General features: G+C 62.9%; 13 protein-coding genes. 12 read left to right on the top strand and 1 reads right to left on the bottom strand.

Going from position 1 to position 19182, the window contains the following annotated elements; translation table 11 throughout:
• Window positions 1–6: 6 nt before the first annotated feature.
• The 9 genes from AC515T_RS28405 (at window position 7) to tagQ (ending at window position 13953) form a co-directional block, all read left to right on the top strand.
• Entirely contained in the window at window positions 7–1320 is a 1314-nt protein-coding gene (locus AC515T_RS28405; RefSeq protein WP_496530842.1) for a DotU family type VI secretion system protein, read from the top strand.
• Window positions 1317–4817 (top strand): type VI secretion system membrane subunit TssM, encoded by a 3501-nt coding sequence (gene tssM, locus AC515T_RS28400; protein ID WP_496530841.1) that lies wholly within the window; start codon window positions 1317–1319, stop codon window positions 4815–4817. The genes AC515T_RS28405 and tssM overlap by 4 nt, the downstream gene beginning before the upstream one ends.
• Window positions 4814–5467, top strand: a complete 654-nt coding sequence (gene tagF, locus AC515T_RS28395; protein WP_496530840.1) for a type VI secretion system-associated protein TagF — start codon at window positions 4814–4816, stop codon at window positions 5465–5467. Before tssM ends, tagF begins: the two co-directional genes overlap by 4 nt.
• Window positions 5468–6199: a PP2C family protein-serine/threonine phosphatase gene (locus tag AC515T_RS28390; RefSeq protein WP_003206909.1), complete on the top strand. Its 732-nt coding sequence runs from the start codon at window positions 5468–5470 to the stop codon at window positions 6197–6199. It abuts the gene before it with no gap.
• Window positions 6196–9294: a protein kinase domain-containing protein gene (locus tag AC515T_RS28385; RefSeq protein ID WP_496530839.1), complete on the top strand. Its 3099-nt coding sequence runs from the start codon at window positions 6196–6198 to the stop codon at window positions 9292–9294. The genes AC515T_RS28390 and AC515T_RS28385 overlap by 4 nt, the downstream gene beginning before the upstream one ends.
• The gene (locus AC515T_RS28380; protein WP_496530838.1) at window positions 9294–10010 is read left to right on the top strand and encodes an ABC transporter ATP-binding protein; all 717 of its coding nucleotides are present in this window, start codon (window positions 9294–9296) and stop codon (window positions 10008–10010) included. Before AC515T_RS28385 ends, AC515T_RS28380 begins: the two co-directional genes overlap by 1 nt.
• The gene (locus tag AC515T_RS28375; RefSeq protein WP_496530837.1) at window positions 10010–11206 is read left to right on the top strand and encodes an ABC transporter permease family protein; all 1197 of its coding nucleotides are present in this window, start codon (window positions 10010–10012) and stop codon (window positions 11204–11206) included. The genes AC515T_RS28380 and AC515T_RS28375 overlap by 1 nt, the downstream gene beginning before the upstream one ends.
• Window positions 11199–12926, top strand: a complete 1728-nt coding sequence (locus AC515T_RS28370) for a formylglycine-generating enzyme family protein (RefSeq protein ID WP_496530836.1) — start codon at window positions 11199–11201, stop codon at window positions 12924–12926. The genes AC515T_RS28375 and AC515T_RS28370 overlap by 8 nt, the downstream gene beginning before the upstream one ends.
• A gap of 85 nt (window positions 12927–13011) precedes the next feature.
• Window positions 13012–13953, top strand: coding sequence for a type VI secretion system-associated lipoprotein TagQ (gene tagQ / locus AC515T_RS28365; protein ID WP_496530835.1), 942 nt, complete (start codon window positions 13012–13014; stop codon window positions 13951–13953).
• An 826-nt stretch (window positions 13954–14779) separates the two neighbouring features.
• Here the strand turns inward: tagQ and AC515T_RS28360 are convergent.
• Window positions 14780–15163, bottom strand: coding sequence for a DUF6124 family protein (locus tag AC515T_RS28360; protein WP_496530834.1), 384 nt, complete (start codon window positions 15161–15163; stop codon window positions 14780–14782).
• Between the two features lie 533 nt (window positions 15164–15696).
• Here AC515T_RS28360 and AC515T_RS28355 point away from each other — a divergent pair.
• The 3 genes from AC515T_RS28355 to AC515T_RS28345 all read left to right on the top strand — a co-directional run bounded on the left by AC515T_RS28355 (window position 15697) and on the right by AC515T_RS28345 (window position 19115).
• Complete coding sequence (locus AC515T_RS28355) at window positions 15697–16080, top strand: hypothetical protein (protein ID WP_060740034.1); 384 nt, start codon at window positions 15697–15699, stop codon at window positions 16078–16080.
• Window positions 16081–16220: 140 nt separating this feature from the next.
• Entirely contained in the window at window positions 16221–17585 is a 1365-nt protein-coding gene (locus AC515T_RS28350) for an NHL repeat-containing protein (protein ID WP_496530833.1), read from the top strand.
• 159 nt (window positions 17586–17744) lie between these two features.
• Window positions 17745–19115, top strand: a complete 1371-nt coding sequence (locus tag AC515T_RS28345; protein WP_496530832.1) for a delta-60 repeat domain-containing protein — start codon at window positions 17745–17747, stop codon at window positions 19113–19115.
• Window positions 19116–19182 lie beyond the last annotated feature (67 nt).

Here is a 19182-nt window from a genome sequence, read left to right as displayed (position 1 = left end):
ACCGCGATGAGCAACGACGATCGTACCCAATTCATGCCGACGCCCGGTGGCCGTGGCGCCGATCCATTTCGCCCGGACCCTGGCCGTCCGGAACCGGGTCGTCCACAACCTGCGCCGCTGTCGATGCCGGCCGCCCCGGTCCTGACCGGCAAGGCCGAGGGCCTCAACCCGTTGGAGAGCGCCGCCGGCCCGCTGCTGGCCCTGCTGACGCGCCTGCGCAACACCATCGCCCACCCGGCGCCGGCCAGTTTGCGCGCGCAGTTGCTGGCCTATTTGCGCCAGTTCGAAGAGCGCGCCGAGGCCGCAGGTGTGGTGCGCAACGATGTGTTGCTGGCCCGCTACGCCTTGTGCACCGCGCTGGACGAAGCGGTGCTGAGCACGCCGTGGGGCGGAACCAGTGATTGGGGCAAGCAAAGCCTGTTGATCACCGTGCACAACGAAGCCTGGGGCGGCGAGAAGGTGTTCCAGTTGCTGGAGCATTGCCTGCAAAGCCCTCGCGAGCGCCTGTACCTGCTGGAGCTGTTGTACCTGTGCATGTGCCTCGGTTTTGAAGGGCGCTACCGGGTAATGAACGACGGTCGCAGCCAACTGGAAGCCTTGCGTGAGCGCACCAGCGCGGTGATCCGCAGCGCCCGGGGCGAATACGAGCGCGAGCTGTCGCCGCACTGGCGTGGTGTGACCGTGGCCCGTGATCGGCTGGCGCAATTCATGCCGCCGTGGATCGCCGTGGCCATTGGCGCGGCCCTGCTGCTGGCGCTGCTGTTCGGCCTGCGCATGAAACTGGCGTCCGATGCCGAGCCGGTGTTCAAGAACATTCATTTCCTCGGTGAAATCCCGGTGCAAACCATCGACCGCCCTGTGGTGCAGCCGAAAGTGATCGAGCGTCCACGCCTGGCCGGCTTCTTGGCCGATGAAATCCGCGCCAACCGGATTGCCGTGGAAGACGCCGTCGATCGCTCGGTGGTGACCATCCGTGGCGATGAACTGTTCGCCTCGGGCAGCGCCAGCATCAAGGACGATTTCCAGCCGCTGATGCTGCGCATCGCCGATGCGGTGCGCAAGGTCAAGGGCCAGGTCCTGGTGACCGGCCACAGCGACAATCGGCCGATCGCCACCCTCCGGTTCCCGTCCAACTGGGCGTTGTCCGAAGCGCGAGCCCAATCGGTGCTGCAGATTCTGTCGGCCAAGACCGGCCAGCCCGAGCGCTTCAGCGCCGAGGGCCGCAGCGACACCGAGCCGTTGGCGTCCAACGCCACCCCAGAGGGGCGTGCGCGCAATCGTCGGGTTGAAATCACAGTATTGGCGGAGGGGGTCGAGTGAAGGCGTTTTTCAGTTTTATGACCCGCTGGGTCATCCCATTGCTGGGGCTGATCGCCCTGAGCCTGATCATTTGGTTCGTGGGCCCGCTGCTCGATTGGCTGGTGCCTGAAGGCCGGCGCTGGGCCTTGATCATCCTGGTGTTCGCGGTGTGGATCGCCTACCGGGTGTTTCGCATCATCCAGGCGCGCCGTCAGGCCGCCGAAGTGATGCGCAGCCTGGCCGCGCAAACCCCGCCCGACCCCACCAGCATCGCCACCGCCGAAGAGCTCGAAACCCTGCGCCAGCGCATGGACGAAGCCTTGGCGCTGCTCAAGAAAGCCAAGCTGGGCGGTGACGAGCGCCGTAACCTCTACGAGCTGCCGTGGTACGTGATCATCGGCCCGCCGGGTTCGGGCAAGACCACCGCGCTGGTAAACTCCGGGCTGCATTTCCCGCTGGCCGCGCAACTGGGCGCCGGTGCTGTGCGCGGTGTTGGCGGTACGCGCAATTGCGATTGGTGGTTCACCGACCAGGCGGTCCTGCTCGACACCGCTGGCCGCTACACCACCCAGGACAGCGACGCGACCATCGACAAGGCCGCCTGGCTGGGCTTCCTGGGTCTGTTGAAAAAGCAACGGGCCCGACGCCCGATTGACGGTGCGTTCATCGCCATCAGCCTGTCGGACCTGCTGCTGGGCAGCGACGCCGAGCGCGCCGCCCATGCCGCCGCGATTCGCTTGCGCATCCAGGAGCTGTACACCCAACTGGGCGTGCGCTTCCCGATCTACCTGATGCTGACCAAGCTCGACCTCGTGCCCGGGTTCATGGAGTATTTCGATACCCTGAGCAAGGAAGAGCGCGCCCAGGTCTGGGGCATGACCTTTGCCCTGGACGATGGCAAGAGCAACGACAGCCCGCTGGCGCATCTGCAAAGCGAATTCACCGGCCTTGAGCAGCGCCTCAACGACCGTTTGGTGGAGCGCTTGCAACAAGAGCGCGATCCGGCGCGCCGTGATCTGATCTACGGCTTCCCGCAGCAGTTCGGCGCCTTGAAAGATTGCCTGCAAAGCTTCCTCGAAGGCGTGTTCAAACCCAACGCCTTCGAAGAGCGCGTGTTGCTGCGCGGGGTGTATTTCACCAGCGGCACCCAGGAAGGCAGCCCGATCGATCGCCTGATCGGTTCCATGGCCCAGAGCATGAACCTGGACCGTCAGCACCTGGCGCGCCAGACCGGCACCGGGCGTAGCTACTTCATCGAAAAACTCTTCACCGCCGTGGCGTTCGCCGAGCGCGGGCTGGTGGGCGTCGACCCGAAAGTCGAGCGTCGGCGCAAGTGGATCGCCCGGGGTGTACTGGCCTCCACGGTGGTGCTGGTGCTGGTGGTCAGCACGCTGTGGTGGGTCAGCTACCGTGCCAACCAGGCCTACATCGCCCAGGTCGATCAGAAGGTCGCGCCATTGGGCCAGACGGTGCAGAACCTCAGCCCGGCGCAACGCGACGTGCTCGCTGTATTGCCGTTGCTCAACGCCGTGAAGCACCTGGCCGACGACGCCCCGAGCTGGGCCGAAGGCCTGGGCCTCTACCAGGGCGACATGCTTGAAGCCGAGTCCGGCAGCGTCTACCGCAAGCTGCTGATCGCAGTCTTCGCCCCACGCCTGCTGACGCGCATCGAAGAACAACTGCACAGCGGCGGCAATTCGGATTTCCTCTACGAAGGCTTGAAGGCCTACCTGATGCTCGCCGACACCGAGCATTACGATGCCGACTTCATCAAGGCCTGGATTGCCCTGGATTGGGACCGCAGCCTGCCGCGGGACTTGCCGGCCGAGCAACGGCAAGCCCTGACCGCGCATTTACAGGCGCTGTTCGAGCGGCGTCCGCCGCTGGCGCGCCTCGACACGCGCCTGGTCGAAGACCTGCGCCGCCAGTTGCAGCAGTTGCCGGTGGCCCAACGTGTGTATGACCGGATCAAGCGGCAGAAACTGCCCGAAGGCATCCCGGACTTCCGCATCAACGAAGCCGCCGGGCGTGACGCGGCGCTGGTGTTCAGCCGCAAGAGCGGCAAGCCGCTGGGCGAGCCGCTGAGCGGGTTCTTCACCGTCAAGGGCTACCGCCAGGGCTTCTTGCTCAGCAGCCTGAGCCAGACCGGCACCCTGGCGGAAGAGCAATGGGTGCTGGGCTTTGAGCAGGCCGATCAGCAGAACGTCGCCAGCCTGGCCGCTGATGTGCGTCGCCTGTACTTCCAGGACTACCTGCGCCAATGGGACGCCTTGCTGGCCGACATCGACTTCGTGCCGATCACCAGCGTGGCCCAGGCCGCCGACGTGCTGCGGGTGATTTCCGGCCCGACCTCGCCGTTGAAAAAACTGCTGGTGGCGGTGGCGAAGGAAACCGACCTGCAACAGGATGAACGCCTGCTGGCCGCCCAAGGTACGCCGGTGGAAGGTGGCGTGGACAAGCTCAAGGAACGCCTGGGCAGCTTGCTCGGCCAGGAGCAGGCAACGCCCAACGCGCCGGCGGCGAGCGATGACCCGATTACCGCGCACTTCGCCGAGCTCAACAGCATCGTCAGCAAAAGCGAAGGCGAGCCGGCGGCCATCGACGGTCTGTTGGCCGACATGAACGCCCTGTACGTGCAGGTCAGCGCCATGGTCGGTGCCAGCGGCGACGCCTTGCTCGGCGAAGCCAAGAACCAGGCCACGGCCGCCGCCACTCGCGTCAGCCTCAACGCCGAACGCCAGCCGCCGCTGGTGCAGGGCCTGGTCAAGTCGGTGGTCAACTCCACCACCAACAGCATGATGGGTGGGGTACGCAACCAACTGAACGCCGCCTGGACCAGCGAAGTGGTGAACATCTATCGCCAGTCCCTGGCTGGGCGTTATCCAATGTCGCCGGGCAGTGCGCGGGACGCGACCTTGGATGACTTCGGTCAGTTCTTCGGCGTCGGCGGGGTGATGGACAACTACTTCCGCAAGTACCTGCAACCCTACGTCGACACCTCGACCCCGACCTGGCGCTGGCAGCCGGGCGCGGCGCAGAAGCTCGGCATCGCCCCCGGCGTGCTGCAGACCTTCCAGCGCGCGGCGACCATCCGCGATGCGTTCTTCCGTTCCGGCGGCACCCAGCCGATGGTGCGCTTCGAACTCAAGCCGGTGGCGATGGACTCGACCATCACCCAGTTCCTGCTCGACCTCGACGGCCAGCAACTGAGCTACGACCACGGCCCGAGCCGTCCGACCGCCATGCAGTGGCCGAACCCGGGCAGCATCGGCGTGGTGCGGATCTCGATCATGCCGCCGTCCTCCAACGGTCGCTCCGGCATCACCCTGGATGGGCCGTGGGCCTGGTTCCGGCTGCTGGAGCAATCGGACCTGACCGCCGGCAACTCGCCGGATCGCTTCAACCTGCGGCTGCGGGTCGATGGCGCCAGCGCCTCTTACGAGCTGCGGGCCAACAGCGCCTTCAACCCGTTCAAGAGCCGGGTGCTCAGCGGCTTCAGCCTGCCGGAGCGGCTATGAGTACGCCGGGCTTCTACGGCAAGTTGGCCAGCCGCGGTGACTTTGTCAGCCGCGGCTTGCCCCAGAGTTTTATCGGCCCGTGGGATTCGTGGCTGGCGGCGGGGTTGCTCGCCAGCCAGACCAGCCTCGGTGAGCGCTGGCTGGACGCCTATCTGGTCAGCCCGCTGTGGCGCTTCATGGTCGCGCCCGGTGTGTGTGGCCCGGACGCCGCCGTTGGGGTAGTGATGCCGAGCATCGACCGGGTCGGCCGTTATTTTCCGTTGACCGTCGCGGTGCTGCTGGAGCCCGACGCGGACCCGGCGTCGGTGGTGGGCGGTGCGGACGAGTGGTTCGAGCGGGTGGAGAACCTGTTGCTGAGCACGTTGAGCGTGGAGGCCAGTTTCGAGGCGTTCAACGAACAGCTGGAAACCCTCGGCAGCCCGATGTATTTGCCGCGCACGCCAAGCAGCCGTTTCGCCAGCCTGCATCGCTTCGATGCCACCGACCCGCAGCGGCGCATGAGCGCCCTGGCCGAAGCGGCCTGCGAAGGCGTGAGCTTGTGGTGGGGCCAGGGATCGGAGCGCATTGCCCCGGGTTTGATGCGCTGCCAGGGATTGCCGGCAGCGGCTGATTTTGCGCAATTTTTGCTCGGCCAAGAAGGTGTTGTGTAGATGCGTCCAAGTGCCGGAAAAGCAATCAAGTCTGCAAGCAAGAGCCATGTCGGGATGGTCCGTCAGGTCAACGAAGACGCCTGCCTGGACCTGCCGGAAAACGGCCTCTGGGTGGTGGCCGACGGCATGGGCGGGCACGCGGCGGGCGACTACGTCAGCAGCCTGATCGTCGACAGCCTGCGCGGCATTGCCGTGGGGCGTTCGCTGGATGAGTACGTTGCGGCGCTGCAAAGCGATCTGCTGCGGGTCAACGCCGCCGTGCGGGAAGAAACCGCCAACCGTGGCGTGACGATGATGGGCAGCACCGTGGTGGTGCTGGCCGCCCGCGACCTGCGTGGCATGTGCCTGTGGGCCGGTGACAGCCGTTTGTATCGCCTGCGCGACGGCGTGCTCGAGGGCATCTCCCGGGACCACAGCTACGTCCAGGACTTGCAGGACAGCGGCCTGCTCAGTGAAGCCGAGGCGCGGGTCCATCCACGGGCCAACATCGTCACCCGGGCCATTGGCGTCGAGGCGCAACTGAACCTGGCGCTGACCGAACTGCTGCTGGTGCCTGGCGACAGCTACCTGTTGTGCAGCGACGGGCTGACCAAGACCGTCGAGGATGATGAGATCCGCGAAGTCTTGAGCCACGACGAGCCCGGCGAAATCGCCAGCAGCCTGGTGTCCCTGGGCCTGATGCGCGGTGCGCCGGACAACATCACCGTGGTGGTCGTGAAGGTGCCGTCATGAGTTTGACCCTGAACATTGTCATCCCCGGCTACGACATCGAAGGGCCGATCGGCGAAGGCGCGATGGCCAGCGTGTACCTGGCGACCCAGCGTTCGCTGGAGCGCAAGGTGGCATTGAAAGTCATGGCCGCCGCCCTGGCCGCCGACCCGACCTTCTGCGAACGTTTCCTGCGCGAAGGCAAGACCCTGGCGCGCTTGTCCCATCCGCACACCGTCACCATCCATGACATCGGCAACGTCGGTGAGCTGTATTACATGGCGATGGAATACCTGCCCAACGGCACGCTCAAGGAGCGCATCGCCGCGGGCCTGACGCCGGAGCAGGGCCTGACCTACATCCGCCAGATCGCCTCGGCCCTGGGGTATGCCCACGGGCTGGGCCTGGTCCACCGTGACGTCAAGCCGGCCAACATCCTGTTCCGCGCCGATGGCACGGCGGTGCTCTCGGACTTCGGCATCGCCAAGTCCCTGGACGACCGCACTCAGTTCACCCAGGCCGGTTTTGCCGTCGGCACACCCAGCTACATGAGCCCGGAACAGGCCCGTGGCCAAGACATCGACGGCCGCGCCGACCTGTACGCCCTGGGCGTGGTGCTCTACGAAATCCTCGTCGGCAAACTGCCGTACACCGGCAACGACGCACTCTCCACGGCCCTGGCGCACCTGACTGAACCGTTGCCGGAGTTGCCGGTGCACCATGGCCGTTATCAGGACGTGTTGCGCAAGTTGCTGGCGAAGGACCCGGCGGAGCGTTTCCCGGATGCGGCGGCGTTGTTGCGGGCGCTGGATAACCTGCCAGAGGAATCGTCGGAGGCGACGCTGATCCGACCGTTGTCGTTTCAACTGCCGACCACACCACCGCCGGTGGACGACTTGGCGGGCTTGACGCCCATGTCCATCGACATTCCCAGCGGCCCGGCTTACTCACCACCGCCGCCTCAACCGCAGCCCAAGCCCGTTCCGCCGCCAGTAAAACCGACGGTTCAATCCTCGGTCTCGGAGCAGCGCAAGGGGCCGGTGTTCGCCCTGGCCGCCGTTGCGGTCGCCGTGGCGCTGGCGTTGGGTGGCGCGGGTTATTGGTGGTTGGCCGGTGACGATGGCAAAGACGTGAAGACGCCAGTGGCCACGACTCCTTCGGTCAAGCCACCGGAAGTGAAGCCGCCGAAGACCCCGGAAGTGCCGGCGGTCAAACCGCCTGTCGTCCCCGCGGCCCAACCGCCCGTGGCGACCGAGGCCGATGGCGGCCAGCGACCGTTGCTGATGGCGGGCAAGAAAACCCTGTTCCAGCGTGTGCTCAGCAAGCCGGGGGCGAAACTCGCCGAGGCGCCGGGCGCCGCACCGGGCAAGGCACTGCCGGCGTTTTCGGTGCTGTACGTGTATCAGCGCAAAGACGTGGATGGCAGCGCCTGGGTACGGGTCGGCGCGGCCACCGACGGGCGCAGCGACGGCTGGTTGCCCGCCGCCCAGGTCAGCGACTGGAAGCAAAGCCTGGTGCTCAAGTTCACCGAACGTTCCGGCCGTGCGCCGGTGATGTTCCTGCGTCAGCCTGGCGAAGTGGAAAAGCTCCTGGCTAACCCATCGGCCGCCAAGAACGTGTTGCTCAAGGCCCAGCAGAGCCCGCAGGACGACCAGCAAGTGCTGGCCCTGGAACCGGCCGCCAGCGCCGTGCCGCAGAGCCAGTTCTACCTGTTGCCGATCTTCGATTCCCGCGAAAGCATGGATGAGAACGGCCAGCCGGTGCAGTTGCTGAATGTCGCCTCCATCGACCCGGGCAACACCCCCAAGGCTTCGAGCAACACGCCGATCACCACCGCCAACGCCGATGCGTTCCGCACAGCGGTGGTGCTGGTGGTGGACACTACGGTGTCGATGCAGCCCTACATCGACCAGGTCCGCGACGTGGTCCACCAACTGCAAACCCGCATCGCCGAGCGCGGCGAGTTGGACAGTGTCAGCTTCGGCATGGTGGGTTTTCGCAGCAGCATCAAGAAAACCCCGGGCCTGGAATACGTCGCCAAGACCTTGATCACCCTGGAACAGGGCCGCGACCCGCAACGCTTCATGGAGCTGGCGCGGCAGGTCAAGGCATCGACGGTGTCGAGCCATTCGTTCAACGAAGACGCGTTCGCCGGGGTCATGGAAGCCGTCGAAGGCATGGACTGGTCCGGTTACGGCGGGCGCTTGATCCTGTTGGTCACCGACGCCGGTGCCTTGCGCAAGAACGACCCGTTTGCCGCCACGCAGATGAACGAGGCCGAAGTGCGCCAGGCAGCGCTGGGCAAGCAGATCAAGATCTACGCCCTGCACCTGCTCAGCGACGCCGGCAAGAAAACCCACGCCGGCGCCCAGAGCCAGTACCGCATCCTGACCGCCGACGCCAACCCGCAGATCGGCGACCTGTACATTCCGGTGCCGGGCGCCGATGTGCGCAAGTTCGGCGAGCGGGTCGACGAGATCGGTTCGGTGTTCGCCGACCTGGTGCATCAGGTGCGCAGCAACAAGCCGCAAACCGTGCCACTGCTGAGCGCCGCGCCGAGCCTGGCCGACAAATCGGCGGCGGTCGGCTACGCGATGCATATGGATTTCCTGGGGCGCAAATCCGCCAGCCAGGCGCCGCAACTGGTCAGCGCCTGGACCGCCGACCGCGACCTGACCAACCCGGCGCTGCCGGCGTTCCAAGTCTGCGTGATGCTGACCAAGCTGCAACTCAACGACCTGCAGCAGTCGCTGAAGCTGATCGTCGACGCGGCCCGCAAGACCCAGAGCTCGCCCAAGGATTTCTTCCAGGAAATCGCCAGCGCCAGTGCCTACATGAGCCGCGACCCGTCGGCCCTGCGCAAGGGCGGCAACCTGGCCGACGGCGGGATTCTCGGCGAGTACCTCGAAGGGCTGCCCTACCGCAGCAAGTCGCTGAACATGACCCAGGACTTGTGGCTGTCCTTGAGCGTGGCCGAGCAGGAAGATTTCATCGACGAGCTGGATTCGAAAATCCGTCTCTACGAAACCTTCCACAACGACCTCGCCAACTGGGTGCGCTTCGGCGACGCCGAGCCGGGTGATGCCTTGTACCGCGTTCCGTTGTCGACGCTGCCGTGATGCTGACCTTGAACGCCGTGCATAAAAGCCGGGGCGCCGGCAGCCAGCGCTACAGCCTGGTGATTCCACGGCTGCAATTGCGCGGCGGTGAACAACTGGCGGTGGTCGGCCCCAGCGGCTGTGGCAAGAGCACCTTGCTGGACTTGCTGGCGCTGGTGTTGGCGCCGGATCAGGCCGGGCAGTTCGACTTCACGCCCGCCGACACACCGCTGGACATCGCCAAATTGTGGCGTGCGTCGCAACAGGGCACCTTGGCCGAGCTGCGCAGCCGTTACCTGGGTTATGTTCTGCAAACCGGCGGCCTGTTGGGCTTCCTGGATGTGCGCGGCAACATCGCCTTGTCGCGCAAATTGCTGGGCTTGAAGGATGACGCAAGCGTGACGCGCCTGGCTGGACAGTTGGACATCGCCGATCAACTGGACAAGAAACCGGCGGACTTATCCGTCGGCCAGCGCCAGCGGGTCAGTTGTGCCCGGGCGTTGGCCCATGGGCCGCGCCTGTTGCTGGCCGATGAACCGACTGCCGCCCTCGACCCGCTGAACGCCGAGCGCGTCATGCAGTTGCTGGTGGCCCAGGCCCGCGAGCACGGCGTCTGCTGTGTGGTTGCCACCCACGACGAAGCGCTGGCCCGCGCCAGCGGTTTGCAGGTGCGGCGCATCAGTTGCCGTCGCGATGTCGACGGCGGCGTCACCGCTACGCTCGGGGAGGCTTGCTGATGCGCGGCGCGCTGGTGGCTTCCCTGGCCTGGCAGGATTACCGCAACGATGCCTGGCTGTCGGCCTGCTCGGTGCTGGCCTTGGTGGCCGTGGTGGCGCCGTTGCTGGTGCTGTTCGGTCTGAAGTTCGGCCTGGTCAGCAGCCTGACCGAGCGTTTGCAGAACGACCCGGCCACCCGGGAAATCATCCCTTTGGGCGGCGGTCGCTTCAGTGCCGAATTCATCGACCAATTAAGTCAGCGCGGCGACGTGGCCTTTGCCTTGCCGCGCACTCGGCAGATCGCCGCGACGGCGGATTTGAGCAGCGATGCTTCGGCCGTCACGGTCGAGATGATTCCCACCGCCGCCAACGATCCCTTGTTCGAACACCTGCCCGTGCCGCAAGGCTTGGATCAAGTGGTGCTCAGCCAGACCGCCGCTGAAAAGCTCGGGGCCAAGGCCGGCGATTGGTTGCAGGCCAGTTTCGGCCGGCAGGTGGCCGGTCGCAGCGAGGCACAGCGCACCCGCGTGCAGGTGCAGCACGTGCTGCCCTTGGAAGCCTTCGCCCGGGACGGTCTGTTTGCACCGCTGGCGTTGCTGGAGGCGGCTGAGGATTACCGCGACGGCCGCGCCGTGCCCGCGTTCGGCTGGCCGGGGGATGCGGTAGGTGTGAGCGGGCAACGGGTCTACCCGGCGTTTCGTTTGTATGCCCGCAGCCTCGGCGATGTCGAGCCGCTGCGGCAGTATTTCGCCGGGCAGAACCTGCTGGTATCGACTCAGGCCCAGACCATCGCACAAGTGCAATCGCTAAGCCGCAATCTGTCGATCGTGTTCTGGATCATCGCCGGGTTGGCTTTGGCCGGCGCGTTCGCGGCGATCTTTGCCGGTGCCCTGGCGGCGGTCGAGCGCAAGCGCCGGGAGCTGTCGGTGTTGCGCCTGCTGGGGGTTTCCACCGCGGCGCTGTTGCTGTTCGTGGTGTTGCAGGCGCTCTACAGCGCCACGTTTGCGGCCCTGCTGAGTGCCGGCCTGTATGGCCTGGCGCAGTCGGGTCTGAATTATTTATTTGCACAGATGCCCGGCGAATACGCCAGTCATCTGTTGGTGCGTCACTACACCTTGGCCCTGCTGGCCGTGCTCGGCGTCAGCGCCGTCGCGGCGGCTTGTGGTGGCTGGCGGGTGGCGCGCATCCAGGCGTGTGAAGGAATTCGCGATGTATAAGTTATTGGGCGCCGCCGTGGCGCTGAGCCTGGCCAGCCTGGCATGGGCTGATGAAGGTACGGACAAGCTGGACAACCCCAAGCCGTTGCCCGACGACGTCAGCCTGCCGCTGCCGTGTGAAGGGCAGATGGTGTTCCGCTACGTCTACATCCTCGCCCAGGGCACCCTGGACGACCGTGAGATCAGCCTCGGTTACCCATTCAGCGAGGGCGAGGCGGGCTATCAACAGTCGTTCATTTCCGGTTACCGGCGCGACTTCATCAACGGCCAGTTCACCCTCAAGGACCTGCCCAAGGACTGGAACAAGACCATCACGCCGTTGATGCCCAAGACCGACGCCAAGACGCCGCTCAAGCCGATGCTGTACTTCATCGGCAAGTACGAGGTCACGGCCCGGCAATACGCCCAGGTCATGGCCCAGGCGCAATCGTTGGCCGGCGGTGAGCCAGCGCCGGCCTGTGAAACCCTGCAAGCCGATCTGCCCCAAGGCGTGGCGGGGCGTTTGCCCAAGGTGAAACTGTCGAAGTTCGAGGCCGAGCGTTTCTCGGCGGTGTACAGCGCCTGGCTGATGAAATACCACAGAGACCTGCTGCCGGTGAGCGGTCGCGGCACCTCCGCCGAAGACGGTGGGCTGGGTTTCGTGCGCTTGCCTACCGAAGTCGAGTGGGAATTCGCCGCCCGTGGCGGCCAAGCCGTCAGCCGCCAGGACCTGGAAGGACGCCTGTTTCCACGACGCCTGGAAGGCAGCGAAAGCGACGGGCCGCTGGCCGATTGGGCGGTGTTCAATCAGGTCGCCGGTGGCACCGGTCAGGCGGCGCGGCTGATGCCCATCGGCACCAAGCTGCCGAACCCCATTGGCCTGTTCGATGTGGTGGGCAACGCTGCCGAGATGGTCCAGGAGTCCTTCCAGTTGGTGCACGCCGGTCGCCGCCAGGGCGCCTATGGCGGCTTTGTGGTCAAGGGTGGCAACTACCTGGAAGGCGAGGGCACGCTGTTCACCGGCATGCGCCGCGAATACCCGTTGTTCGCCGCCGATGGTACCGAGCAAAGCAACGAGACCACCGGTTTTCGCGTGGCTGTAGGTGCCTTGTCGGCGCCGCGTTCGCGCTACAAGGAATTGTTCGCCCAATGGCAGAAAGAAGGGCGGCTCGCGTCGCTGACCGACGCCATCGATGACGCCGACGACCCAACCAAACGCCTGGACAGCATCATCGCCGCCAGCGTCGACCCGCGCCTGCAAGCCGAACTGGGGCTGGTCAACGAAGAGCTCAAGCGCAACGTCTCGCTCATCGCCCAGCAGCGCGAAGAAGCGGCGGGCAACCTGATCCAGTCCTCGGCCCTGGTGGCCGAGACCGTCAACAACTACAACATTCGCCTGACCAATCTGCAGAACAGCCGGCAAGCCGCGCTGGACGCCAAGGATGAGGCCAGTGCCACGCTGTTCGCCACGGCCATCGACAACGGCCGCAGCGCGCTGGATGGCGCGGTGGCGATCTACATCGACAACCTGGCGACCGGTACGCGCTACACCGATGCCGTGATCCAGGCGCAGTTCCAGCGCATCAAGGAAGAATTGGAGCGCAAACCGGTACTGGGCAAGAGCCTGGTGGCGCGTGCAACGTTATTCGTTCGTCATGTCGGGGATTATCGTCAGCAAAAACGAGCCGACCCGGCGGCGATATTGAAGGAATTGCTCGCATCGAACGCTCAGCGGTCTTGAGTGTTCGTTGTCAGCGAGCTTGGAAGGGACTCAGGCGGCGATAGCGCCGCGCTGAGCTGGTCAACACTTAAACGAGAACACAACTATGCTTTTCTCCCGTAAACCTTTTGCTTCGGTTTCCAAGCGTCATTTGCTGATGGTCGCTGTCGGCTTCAGCACCGTACTGACCGGCTGCGCCACGTCGCCGACCTCCAAGGTCGCGTCGAGCACCAAGGTCGAGTACTACCCGAACTGCTACGAGCCGGTGCAGCACTTGCGCTCCACCGAAGGCAACATGACCAAGTCGGTTGTCACCGGTGCCGCTGTCGGCGCCGTCGGTGGTGCGCTGCTGGGCGCCCTGACCGCCGACAAGGAAGACCGTGGCCGCAACGCCGCCATCGGTGCCGCGGGCGGCGCCCTGGCCGGTGGTGCAGCCGGTTACTACACCGAGCGCCAGAAGCAGATCGCCGATGACAACCAGCGCATCGCGTCCTACGCCGCTGACGTCAACAAAAGTGTCTCCGACATCGACCGCAGCACCGCTTACGCCAAGACTTCGCAGCAGTGCTACCAGAATGCGTTCAGCAAACTGGTTGCCGACCGCAAGGCCAAGACTGTCAACGACACTGAAGGCCGCAAGCGTCTGGCGGAAATCGTCGCGGGCCTGAAAGAGTCGAACGACCTGATCGTTGCGGTCAACGGCAAAGCCGCCGAAGACCTGAACAACTACACCCAGGCTTACGAGAAAGACCTGCAGCAAGTGGGTGTGCAGCGTACTGATGTGGTGACCGTGGCTACCGCCGATACCACGCCGGTTGTGGCTCAGACCACCAGCAAGACCAAGAAGCCTGTGAAACCGGCGAAAAAACCGCCGGTGTTGCCGACCGTGCCGAAAGAAGCGGTCACCACTGAGAAAACCCTGCAGACCGCCAAGGCCAAGCAGGATGAAAGCAAGCAGGTTGCCAGCGCTGGTACCACTCAGGTCAACAGCATGTGCAAAAACCCGGACCTGGGCGACTGGGCACCAGTGCCTTGCCCGAATGTTTGATTGAGTGAGGGCAGCTGATCGTTGATCAGCAGTCGAAATCTGTGGGAGCGAGCTTGCTCGCGATAGCGGTGGTTCAGTTGGCATCCGTGCTGACTGACCTACCGCCATCGCGAGCAAGCTCGCTCCCACTTTTGTTTTGTGCTGGCTGAAATATCCGGGCCAAACCCCCAATCCCCTGTGGGGGCAATGCTTGCTCGCGAGGCGGCCTGACAGCCGACCAGGATTTTGTTGACCGGGTACATATCCATTGCTGCGGTAACGGCGGCTGGCGGTTACGCCCTTACGGCGTGTCACTTTTGGCAAACGCCCCAAAAGTAACCAAAAGGTCTTGCCCCACCACTCGGTGCCTCGCCTAGGCTCGGCATGCCCGAACGCAGGCATTGCTCCGTGGGCCCGCCGCGAAGGACCATCCATGGTCCAGCGCGGCTATCCCGGCATCCATGCCGGGATGCCCACTCCACAATGCCTGCGTTCGGCCATCGTGGTTAACGGGGCCCCAAGATCAAAAGCCGAAGCGAGGCGGCCTGACAGCCGGCCTGTTTCTTGATCAGACTGCGTTCCTCCTGTGGGAGCGGGCTTGCCCGCGAAGGCGGCCTGACAGCCGACCTATCTCTTCCGGTTGTACCCCGATCCAACTGTGGGAGCGAGCCTGCTCGCGATGGGGCCGTATCAGCTTGCATCGATGGTGCCTGATACACCGCCATCGCGAGCAAGCTCGCTCCCACAGTTGTTTTGTGTCGACTGCTATATCCGCGACAACCCACTTCCCCTGTGGGAGCGAGCTTGCTCGCGATGGCTTCAGCTCAGCTTGCATCAAAGCAAAGTGCTACCCCTCGGTCCCAGGCGCCGCCATCTCCTTGGTTTCCAAATGATCCAACGCCCGCTCAACCAACAACTGCACCCCATCGGCCATGCGGCTGATCGCCAGGGCGACGCAGCGGCGTGAGTCATCCACATCGTCAGCCAGGTCGGCGGCGATGGTGCTGATGGAGAGCAGGTCTTCGGAGGCGTTGGCGAGCAGGGTTTCGGTGTCGATGTGAGGCGAGACGATGAAGAGTTGGTGTTTGTCGGGTTCGGGCGGTGAGGCGGGCTTGGGGTTGAGGTAGTAGTCGAGGACGCGGGTGGCGGCGTCTTCGCGCTTTTTTTCTTCCTGCGCTTCGACGCGGGATTTGTGGCCGCTTTGTGGCGGATTTGGAGTGACCTTGAACATAAATTTACCCGATATGTAATTGAATGAAGGCTGACAACCTTTCGTTGCACCGAAAGGGGTGGCAGCTGTGCGCGGGTGTGCAAGACCGGGCATATCGGACCCCGGCAGACCTCGAGAGTCTCCCGCGCGCAGCCGCCATTAACGCACCAATACGAGCATGAGCCGTTTGGCGTGGCAGTTGCGCGCCGATATGTACCGGACTTGCACGTCCGTGTCACCGTTTTTTAGTGACGAACAGAGGTTAGCGACCCACACCCACCGCGCCTAGTTCATGAACAGCCCGGCGTGTTGAAGGAAATGTCCGAGGAGCAGGAAGGTAAAAAAGATCAAAAGATCGCAGCCTTCGGCAGCTCCTACGGAAATCGATGTAGGAGCTGCCGAAGGCTGCGATCTTTTGACTTTCGGTTTTTGTGACTTGGCGGTCATCTTTCGCGAAAACAGGCGTATCTTCCGCTAAAGCGATCCGATGATGGCGTTACGCCGAAGAATCGCTAAACTGCCAGCCATTCATTTGTTCTCTCGAGGCTGTGCCCATGAAATTTCGTTTTCTGCTGTGGATGCTGGGGTTGTTGATGGGCAAGGCCAGCCGGACCAATCCGGCGTTCCAACAGCAGTTGGGCGACAAGGAATTGGTGTTCCAGCTACAAACCCTGGACGGCAAGGTCGCCCGGCATTTCACCGTGAAAAACCAGCGCATCACCAGCCAGTCCGGCACTTACCCGGAGCCTGCGTTCGCCATCGCCTTCAAGGACGCCGCCTATGGCTTCGCCACGATGCAGGCCAAGAATAAGCAGTTGGCGTTCATGACAGGGATTCAGGACAAGTCGATCCAGATCAAGGGCAACCCGGCGCTGGTGATCTGGTTCCAAGGGCTGACCAAATATTTGAAGCCGAAGAAGGCCAAGCCCAAGGCTTGATTGGTTCGGCCTGAAAGGCCAATGATTTGGCCGTCAGGGACATGGCCTCTGTCAGCTCTGACAGGTGTGCGGGCTGGTGTTTAGGTGCTTCATTGTAATGAAACCAGCATGGTTTCATACACCTTGATGGAGTGACGAACATGGCCCAGGCACCAAGCTCCGTTCAAGCTGGAACGCTCGACCCGACCTTTGCCGACCGCGGGGTGCTGAAGGTGGAGTTTCCGGAAATTTCCGGGAATTTGGCATCAGCCATCCTGGGATTGGCTGATAACAAGCTGATCGTTGTCTTTCCATTGGGGGGATTCGCCGCCCCTCTCGCAATCGCGCGCTTGAATGAGGATGGATCGCTGGATACTGGGTTTGGCGGCGCGGGGGTTGGTCATGTTGAAGTTGTTTTAGCAGATGCCCATATATCCTTTGTCTGGGGAATCAGCAGCTCAAGCGATGGCGGATGGTTGGTGCATGGCCAATACGTATCCATTGATTCTGGTGACGGTGGCGTGGTTCTTCTGCGTCACCATGCAGACGGAAGACCGGATAAGTCGTTTGGCGAGCAGGGTGTACGTCTGATTCCCTATCACGACCTGGGCAGGCCTGGGGATACGGGCGTGAAAGTCACCGCCGATGGTTGGGATGGCCCACGGTCTTGCGCTGAGCAGTCACGTGCCGCGAGTCATGCAGCGGCTGCTGCGGTTCAGCAATTGGATGGCAAGATCGTTCTTGTCCACTATGTCATTACCGATTCCGGCCAGAGAGGGATCGTGCTACGCCTTAACCCGGATGGTTCGACTGACAAGACATTTAACGAGACTGGTTTTGCGATCGTCGAGCTTGAAGGCATCGCCCATGACTGGAACAGCTGTCGGGGTGTTGCGGTTCAGGCGGATGGCAAAATCCTGGTTTCTGGCATGTATGTTCAGGAAAGCCCTGAATCCATAGGCGCCTTCGTGACGCGCTTCGACGCAATGGGGCGGGTCGATAGGTTGTTCAATGGCGGGACGGTGACCGTCCCTTACCCACGCCTTATCGATTTCGCGGCGATCAGCGTAAGGGCAGCTGACGGCGGGATCGTACTGGCGGGCAGGGCGGTTTCTCCCGAGCGTATTTCCCATGGCTTGATTGTTGTGCTCACCGCCGACGGATTCTTCGATTTTAATTTCAATCGTGGGAAACCACTGTTTTCCGACCTGGTGCTCCAGGGGCTTGGATGGGAGCACTGCGCCTTGCAAACCGACGGTTCGATCCTTGTCAGTGGTTTTACCGGTGCAGGGTTTGTCACAGAAGAGCTTGCAGCCGTGACAGCACGCTATCTACCTGAAGGCACTCTGGATCCGACGTTTAACGGTAACGGATTTACTGTTTTTCACACGGAAGAAGGGATGGCCGACGAGCGGGATGTGACGGTCATGACAGACGGTCGGATCGTTGTCTGTGGCGTGGTATGGCAAAGCGCTGATCCGTTGCCTTACATGATTGGCGGTTGGGTGATTCGATATCTGGCTTGAGCCGCTCGCCACAGAATGTGGATCAGCCAGCAATAGCCATGGTGGCTTGATAAGCCGGCGACCTGGCCTCCAATGACAATAGATCTGTTATTTTCTACAGGTGCGGGGCGGCTCGTTTCGGCGCTTCATCGAGCTTGATACGTTGATGGAGCAAAAATCATGTCTCGATCCACTCACTCTGTAAAGGCAGGTACGTTGGACCCGACCTTTGCCAAAGATGGCGTACTGAAGCTGCCGACCCCAGAATTCACCGGTTACTACATAGAAGCCATCCTGCCGCTTGCCGAAAACCAACTGCTGATCGCCGTGCTTTTACCGGGAGAACCCACTCCTATCGGACTGGCGAAAGTGAAAGAGGGTGGGTCGATCGATATGGTGTTTGGCGAAGCTGGGACAGGCTTGGTGAAATTCTCCATGGAAGATTACGACTTGGACGTCCGCCAACTCTGCGGCCTGAGCGATGGGGGATGGCTGGTAATAGGTCAGTATTCACCGCTCGGTTCTGGCTCTGGAGGCGTTTATATACTGCGGTACTTCCAGGATGGGTGGTTGGACACGTTTTTTGGCGAGGGCGGTGTGCGCTTGCTTCCGTATCGTGGTGAGGCAAGGGGTGGAGATGAAGAGGAGGGGCCGGCGCCTTTTAGTCGGCGGGACCGAGAAACCTCCGCAGGGGCTCCGCGAGCTTCAGGCGATAAAGGTGCCTCTGCGGTTGTGCAGTCGGATGGAAAGATCGTTCTGCCCAGTGTTGTCCGTCTCGACTCCGGCCCGTCACAGGCAGCGGTATTTCGTTTTAACCCGAATGGTTCAACTGACGATACGTTTAACGGGAGTGGATTCGCGATTATTGAGCTCCCGGGTATTTCCTATGACAGGCTCAATGTCTACGCTGTTGTCGTTCAGGCAGATGGGAAAGTGTTGGTTTCCGGGAACTATATCCAAGGCGCTCTCACCAAAGGCGTTTATGTGATACGTCTGGATGCAACGGGACGTCTCGATACCCATTTCAATGGCTGCGTCGGCGTTGTGACCGTGACCGTTCCGAATTCAACTCTCATCGATGTAAATGCGATGGCGCTGAGAGCAAGCGACGGTGCGATTGTTGCTGTAGGTGAGATTAGGCGCGACCGATATAGCCATGGGCTGACGTTCGTGTTAACCCACGGCGGATTCTTCGATTTTGCTTTCAATCGCGGGCAGCCACTTCTCTCTTCCTTGGTGGATGAGGGACAGAGATGGCTTCGCTGTGCATGGCAGGCAGACGGTTCTATCGTTGTCGTGGGCGATACCGGCAGGGGGTTTGTTGAAGAGGGAACGACAGCACTGACGGCGCGTTTCCGTTTTGATGGTTCGCTGGACCCGACTTTCAATGAAAGTGGTTTTGTGCTTTTTGACGAAAAAGAACGGTACGAGACGGTCGTGGATATGGCGTTAATGCCAAACGGACGGATCGTCGTTGGCGGTTTTACGTGGTTAGGCGGATCAGGTTTGCCCGGTAAGGATAAAGGCTGGATCATCCGCTACCTGGCTTGAATGGCTATGGATCGGTGGCGGGGGAAGCCAACTCCCCTGCCACAAAAAGCTCCACTCCCAGCCCGCA

Source organism: Pseudomonas sp. FSO-7, from assembly GCF_059579345.1.
This window is presented reverse-complemented; position numbering and strand designations above follow the sequence as displayed.